Here is a 6,071-nt window from a genome sequence, read left to right on the forward strand (position 1 = left end):
AGTGAATAACGATAAAAAATATATGGCGCGCGCTTTGGAATTGGCGCGTCAAGGGCGCTTTACCACGCCACCTAATCCTAACGTTGGTTGTGTAATTGTGCGTGATGGACAAATTGTTGGGGAAGGTTTTCATTTACGTTCTGGTGAGCCACATGCGGAGGCTCACGCTTTACGGATAGCCGGAGATAAAGCTAAAGGCGCAACTGTTTATGTCACGCTTGAACCATGCAGCCATCACGGTAAAACACCGCCTTGTGCCGATGCGTTGATTGCGGCTGGCGTTAGCCGTGTGGTTGCGGCGATGCAGGATCCCAATCCACAGGTAGCAGGAAGGGGGCTTTATAAGCTGCAACAGGCTGGTATTGCAGTAGAACATGGACTGATGATGGAAGAAGCTGAATCTCTCAACCGGGGGTTTTTGAAGCGGATGCGTACCGGGTTTCCATATATTCAGTTGAAGATGGCTTCTTCTCTTGATGGCCGAACGGCATTAGCTTCTGGCGAAAGTAAATGGATTACATCACCTCAAGCTCGCGATGATGTACAAAAATTCCGTGCTCAATGTAGCGCGATTCTGAGTTCCAGTAGCACGGTTTTAGCTGATGATCCTCACTTGACAGTTCGTTGGCGTGAATTGGACGCAGAAACCCAGGCGGTTTATCCCGAGGAAAATCTTTGTCAACCGGTACGTGTTATTGTTGACAGTCAGAATCGTGTTGGCCCTCAGCATCAGGTCATACAGCAGCCTGGTTATTGTTGGCTGGCTCGCACTAAAGCAGATGAACATGACTTATCTGAAAATGTAGAACAGATACTGTTACCTGCTCATGGTATTGGGGTAGATTTGGTGTCATTGATGATGCAGTTGGGTAAGCGTCAGATCAACACAGTCTGGACTGAGTGTGGGGCATTGCTGGCGGGGGCATTGCTAACTTTAGGGTTGGTGGATGAATTGGTTCTTTATGTTGCGCCAAAAGTGCTAGGTGATACAGCTTGTGGTTTGTTCACTATTCCTGAACTCAAAAATCTGGCAGAGGCGCCGGAATTTGACATTTTTGATGTACAGCAGGTGGGGTCTGATCTTCGTCTGCGTCTGCGGCCTGTATACTGACTGAATATGTGAGTGTGGGTTGGTTTGCCTGTTTTTATGCTCTGTTGCTAAATCGGCAGGCGCAGCTAACGAAAGAATATGATAGAATCCGCCCCCCTGCGGATATGAACAGATGGAAGGAAGGCTATGAACGTAATCAAAGGTGGTGTTGCAGCTCCACAAGCTCGTGTGGCGATTGCCATTGCACGTTTTAACAACTTCATTAATGACAGTCTGTTAGGCGGAGCGGTGGATGCGCTTGAGCGTATCGGTCAGGTTGCCTCAGAGAATATCACTGTTGTCTGGGTTCCTGGTGCTTACGAGTTGCCATTGGCAGTGAAGACATTGGTCGAAACTCAAAAATATGACGCTGTTGTCGCGCTAGGTACAGTTATCCGTGGTGGTACCGCTCATTTTGAATACGTTGCTGGTGAATGCAGTTCTGGTCTGTCTAGTGTAGCGATGACTAGTGAAATTCCAGTAGCGTTTGGTGTTCTGACCACAGAAAGCATTGAACAGGCGATTGAGCGCGCTGGAACCAAAGCGGGTAATAAAGGTGCAGAAGCTGCATTAACCGCACTGGAAATGGTCAATGTAATTAATGCCATTAAAGGCTGATTTTAGTTTTAATTAAGGGGAATCTTGTGAAACCTGCTGCTCGTCGTCGTGCTCGTGAGTGCGCTGTTCAGGCTATATATTCATGGCAATTATCTGGCAATAGCATTGCTGATGTTGAATTACAGTTTCTGTCGGAGCAGGACGTCACTGGTGTTGACGTAACCTATTTTCGTGAATTGCTGTCAGGAGTAGCTGTAAATGCGGCTAAGCTGGATGCTTTGATGGCCCCTTATCTTTCCCGTCAGCTCGAAGAGTTAGGTCAGGTAGAAAAAGCCATTTTGCGTGTTGCTATGTTTGAACTAAGTTATCGTGATGATGTCCCTTATAAAGTGGCTATTAACGAAGCTATCGAATTGGCAAAAGTCTTCGGTGCTGAAGATAGCCATAAGTTCGTAAACGGGGTACTGGATAAATCTGGCCCGGCAGTACGCAGAAAAAGATAAGCTACTGCTTGTCGGGTTTTTCCCACCGTAGACGATGATTTGTAAGGCCGGGATACCGGCCTTATGTTCATGATCATCAGTAACTTTTTGGGATTCTATTATGGCATGTGGCGAATTTGACCTCATTGCGCGTTATTTTGATCGTCGGGAGATTAGCCGGCGTGATGTAAATCTAGGTATTGGTGATGATTGTGCACTGATGACACTAGCCGATAAACAACAATTGGCGGTTAGTACGGATACCTTGGTTTCAGGCGTACATTTTTTACCTGATATTTCCCCTGAAGATTTAGCTTACAAATCTCTTGCTGTGAATCTGAGTGATCTGGCCGCAGTCGGCGCTGATCCTGCTTGGCTTTCATTGGCGTTAACATTACCGGAAGTGGATGAACGCTGGCTGGGTGGTTTCAGTGATAGTCTGTTTGAACAGTTGCGTTATTATGGTATGCAGCTTATTGGTGGTGACACTACCCGCGGTCCGATGAGTCTGACGTTGACGATTCATGGTTTGGTTCCCGCAGGCAGGGCGTTACGGCGTACTAGCGCAAAAAATGGTGATTGGATTTATGTGAGTGGATCGTTGGGTGATAGTGCGGCGGGTTTGGCTCTGTTACAAAACCGTCTACAAATTTCTGATCCGATATCCCACAACTGGTTGGTTCAGCGTCATCTCAGGCCGCAACCTCGTATTTTACAAGGGCAAGCACTACGTGGCTTGGCAACATCAGCTATCGATTTGTCTGATGGTTTGATTTCCGATTTAGGTCACATTCTGAAAGCCAGCCGATGTGGAGCCAGAATAAATCTGGATGCGCTTCCTTACTCTGATGCAATGAAACAGTACGTTGAACCGCAACAAGCTTTGATGTGGGCTTTGAGTGGTGGGGAGGACTATGAGTTGTGTTTTACCGTCCCGGAGAGGAATCGTGGTGCGTTGGAAATTGCGTTAGCGCATACTGGTGCTGGTTTTAGCTGTGTTGGACAGATTATGGCGGAATCGGAGGGAGTTCGTTATTACAGCAATAATAAAGAGATTAAATTAGATCTAAAAGGGTTCGATCACTTTATTACCGAGGAAGCACATGGATAAGGCAAAGCGTCGTTTACGGATGAGTAATCCCTGGCATCTATTAGCGACAGGTTTTGGTAGTGGGCTGTCGCCGGTTGTGCCGGGAACAATGGGATCGGCGGCGGCTATTCCATTCTGGTTATTACTGATCCAGTTTCCGGAATGGATTTGCTGGTTGGTTATTATTGTCGGGATGTTTTTCGGCATAATGATTTGTCAGCGTACTTCTGATGATATGAAAGTTCATGACCACGGTAGTATTGTCTGGGATGAATTTATCGGTATGTGGATCACATTGATGGCAATTCCTGTGGTTAACTGGCAGTGGGTTTTGGCCGGTTTTATGGTGTTTCGTATTCTCGATATGTGGAAACCGTGGCCAATTCGCTGGTTTGATCGCTATGTTCATGGCGGATTAGGCATCATGTTAGATGATATTATCGCTGCTGTATTTTCTTTCGTGATTGTTTGGTTATTGGCGTTTTATCAGATTTTGACTTTTTGAGGTGTGGTGTATTGATTGTTAAGCCTATTGAGATTGGCGCTGAGTTTAGTCTTGAGCAGTATTGTTGTAGATGGAAGGTCTAATGAAATCACTGCAATTTCCGAACTCCTGAACAGATTGTCATTGAAAGGCAATATCTCAACTCTGGATTCTATCGGATGTCAGCACAGTATGGTGCAGAATATGATTGGTCAGTGGACAGACTGTATATTGTCCCTTAAAGGATGACTCATTTTTGCTTTATATCTCAGCATTTTCTTCTTTAGGCTAAGATTGCCTAATATCAAAATTAAGACCACGATAGTACTACAAAAGTCAGCATGTACGAGGTATTAAATGGGCACTGAAACTTATGTTCGCACACGTATAGACCCTGCAATTAAGCAAGAGGCAATCGACGTTTTAGCCGATATTGGGATTAAAATGTCTGACTTTTTACGCATTGCTGTAACGATGGTGGCCGAAGAAAAGGCGCTACCTTTCGAGATCAAGAAAATCCCTAACAGAGTTACTGTTGAGGCTATGAATGAGGCGAGAAGCTCAATGAGTGCGCGTTTTAACGATGTGGATGATTTAATTCACGACATCGAAAAAGACTGCGGCAAGTAAGCGTGCTAGCCAGCCGAAACTTAAAATTTCTACCGAAATATTGACGGGAGAAAGATCTGAATAAGATCTTTTTTCTTATTACTAATGTTCTTGTTATCAGTAGAATCATTGTAAATAAGTAATCCACCATCATCAGTTCTATTCTGGTTGGTTGATCACTCTATATCAAATAATGCTCGGGGGAATCCATCATTATTAGGTAGCCCCATTGCTGTTAAATTGCATCCGGGTAGTTCTGGCTTGCTATCTATTAAATCTGCTACAGTGGATATCCATTTTGAACTTGGGCCGATCTCTTTAATCAAGAACCATAATATAGCAATCATGCCGCACATTCTTTCATAGGAATCATCAGTTAATCCTAAGTTATTAAAAAAAGGATGATTTGGTAGTGGCTTTAGTTTTGGTTCGTTAACTTTATTCCAAATCCGGGAGTGATGTGCGCATCGATTCCTAAGTACATTCATTGCACTTAGCCAGTTCTGTAATATTGGGCCATTTCCTGGGGGAATACCTAACCTAGCAAGAATATCATTCCTGTATTTATCTTTAAGCATAGCGTAATATTTCGACATTAGACCAAAGTCCCAAATTTCAATAACTACCCAAAATGGTATTCCTTTATATCGTCTTTCATGCCATTTGATAAAATCCTCTCGGCTTTTTGATATCTCTTTTGAATGTTTTTCTAGCCATTCATTTCTTGTGCTATTTCTACCATTTTTACGTAGTACTAAATAAGGTTTCATAATTACGCTACACGTGGTTTCCTTCAACCCATTGTTATGCATAGGGTTGTTAGTAGATAAGGTGTAGCACCATTTTGGAAAGTTATTTAGATGTTTTGGGTTGATAAATGAATCATCAAAATAGGCAAGAGGGCTATATTTGCCTATCTAATGAGCAATAACTGAACGGACAAAAACTTCTATGCGCTCTAAAGCATCTATTATTTGAAGCCTTAACCGTTTGTCGAATAGATAAAGATCATAAATTGCCTCAAATCTTACTCCGGGGCGAAAATTATCTGTGCGAATAGAGATATTATCAGTAGTATTACGAGGAATTCTGCATGGATACCAAAATCCTGACAATCGATAATAGCCAACTTGAGCTATTTTTCTAATAGCATGGTTACGATCAGTAATATTCATACCTCGAAATTGTAATAGATCGACTAGTTTGTCATATTATTTATGAACTTTGACTGGTTCAGTCATGGTGTTGCAATTCTCATAATTCGAATATAGGAAGGCCCAGCCATAACAATCATCTCATTAAGTAAGATTTAAGCCAAGGGGCCGGGCTCAGTTGTAGCTAATCTATACTAATTAAGAGATAAAAACAATGGTGTATTTATCGATTTTACCTATCAATGTTTGTCAATTTCTTGTATTTATCTGTAGTCATCCCTACTATATTTCAGAGGGATGAAAGAAGTATTGAGGAGAAGTTTTATATTGTAGCACTAACCTATGTACCGTATTGGAGTTCTTTATAATGTGATTGCGTGCTATATTGTTTTATAAAATACATTTTAGCTAATTGATAATCTGTTTTTTTACAGGCTCTGTTTTTGTTGTGTAAATATATTTACTCACAGAATTAAAGTGTTTATTTTACCTATTTACCTATTTACCTATTTACCTATTTACCTATTTACCTATTTACCTATTTACCTATTTACCTATTTACCTATTTACCTATTTACCTATTTACCTATTTACCTATTTACCT

At 42.3% G+C, this 6,071-nt stretch carries 6 protein-coding genes and 1 pseudogene; 6 read left to right on the forward strand and 1 reads right to left on the reverse strand.

Annotation, left to right across the window (positions count from 1 at the left end; all coding sequences use genetic code 11):
* Position 1: 1 nt before the first annotated feature.
* From ribD to ACGF5R_RS16750, 6 genes are all read left to right on the forward strand, one after another.
* Entirely contained in the window at positions 2-1,111 is a 1,110-nt protein-coding gene (gene ribD, locus ACGF5R_RS16725) for a bifunctional diaminohydroxyphosphoribosylaminopyrimidine deaminase/5-amino-6-(5-phosphoribosylamino)uracil reductase RibD (protein ID WP_387691891.1), read from the forward strand.
* A gap of 126 nt (positions 1,112-1,237) precedes the next feature.
* Entirely contained in the window at positions 1,238-1,708 is a 471-nt protein-coding gene (ribE, locus tag ACGF5R_RS16730) for a 6,7-dimethyl-8-ribityllumazine synthase (protein WP_112879367.1), read from the forward strand.
* Between the two features lie 26 nt (positions 1,709-1,734).
* Positions 1,735-2,151 (forward strand): transcription antitermination factor NusB, encoded by a 417-nt coding sequence (gene nusB / locus ACGF5R_RS16735; RefSeq protein ID WP_112879366.1) that lies wholly within the window; start codon positions 1,735-1,737, stop codon positions 2,149-2,151.
* Between the two features lie 100 nt (positions 2,152-2,251).
* A complete protein-coding gene (gene thiL / locus ACGF5R_RS16740; RefSeq protein WP_262981184.1) occupies positions 2,252-3,241 on the forward strand; it encodes a thiamine-phosphate kinase in 990 nt (329 codons plus the stop codon).
* Positions 3,234-3,725, forward strand: coding sequence for a phosphatidylglycerophosphatase A (gene pgpA / locus ACGF5R_RS16745; RefSeq protein ID WP_112879364.1), 492 nt, complete (start codon positions 3,234-3,236; stop codon positions 3,723-3,725). Before thiL ends, pgpA begins: the two co-directional genes overlap by 8 nt.
* 336 nt (positions 3,726-4,061) lie before the next feature.
* A complete protein-coding gene (locus tag ACGF5R_RS16750; protein ID WP_387691893.1) occupies positions 4,062-4,334 on the forward strand; it encodes a type II toxin-antitoxin system RelB/DinJ family antitoxin in 273 nt (90 codons plus the stop codon).
* A gap of 155 nt (positions 4,335-4,489) precedes the next feature.
* On the opposite strand, the pseudogene ACGF5R_RS16755 reads toward ACGF5R_RS16750, so the two are convergent.
* Positions 4,490-5,554 (reverse strand): annotated as a pseudogene (locus ACGF5R_RS16755) (Abi family protein).
* Positions 5,555-6,071 lie beyond the last annotated feature (517 nt).

It is taken from the genome of Photorhabdus sp. RM71S (genome assembly GCF_042879355.1).
GTDB classification, from domain to species: Bacteria; Pseudomonadota; Gammaproteobacteria; order Enterobacterales; family Enterobacteriaceae; genus Photorhabdus; species Photorhabdus kayaii.

Excerpts from the sequence above, each read along its gene's own strand:
- ribE (WP_112879367.1), top strand. The coding sequence starts at position 1,238 with ATGAACGTAATCAAAGGTGGTGTTGCAGCTCCACAAGCTCGTGTGGCG.
- thiL (WP_262981184.1), top strand. The coding sequence starts at position 2,252 with ATGGCATGTGGCGAATTTGACCTCATTGCGCGTTATTTTGATCGTCGG.
- pgpA (WP_112879364.1), top strand. The coding sequence starts at position 3,234 with ATGGATAAGGCAAAGCGTCGTTTACGGATGAGTAATCCCTGGCATCTA.
- ACGF5R_RS16750 (WP_387691893.1), top strand. The coding sequence starts at position 4,062 with ATGGGCACTGAAACTTATGTTCGCACACGTATAGACCCTGCAATTAAG.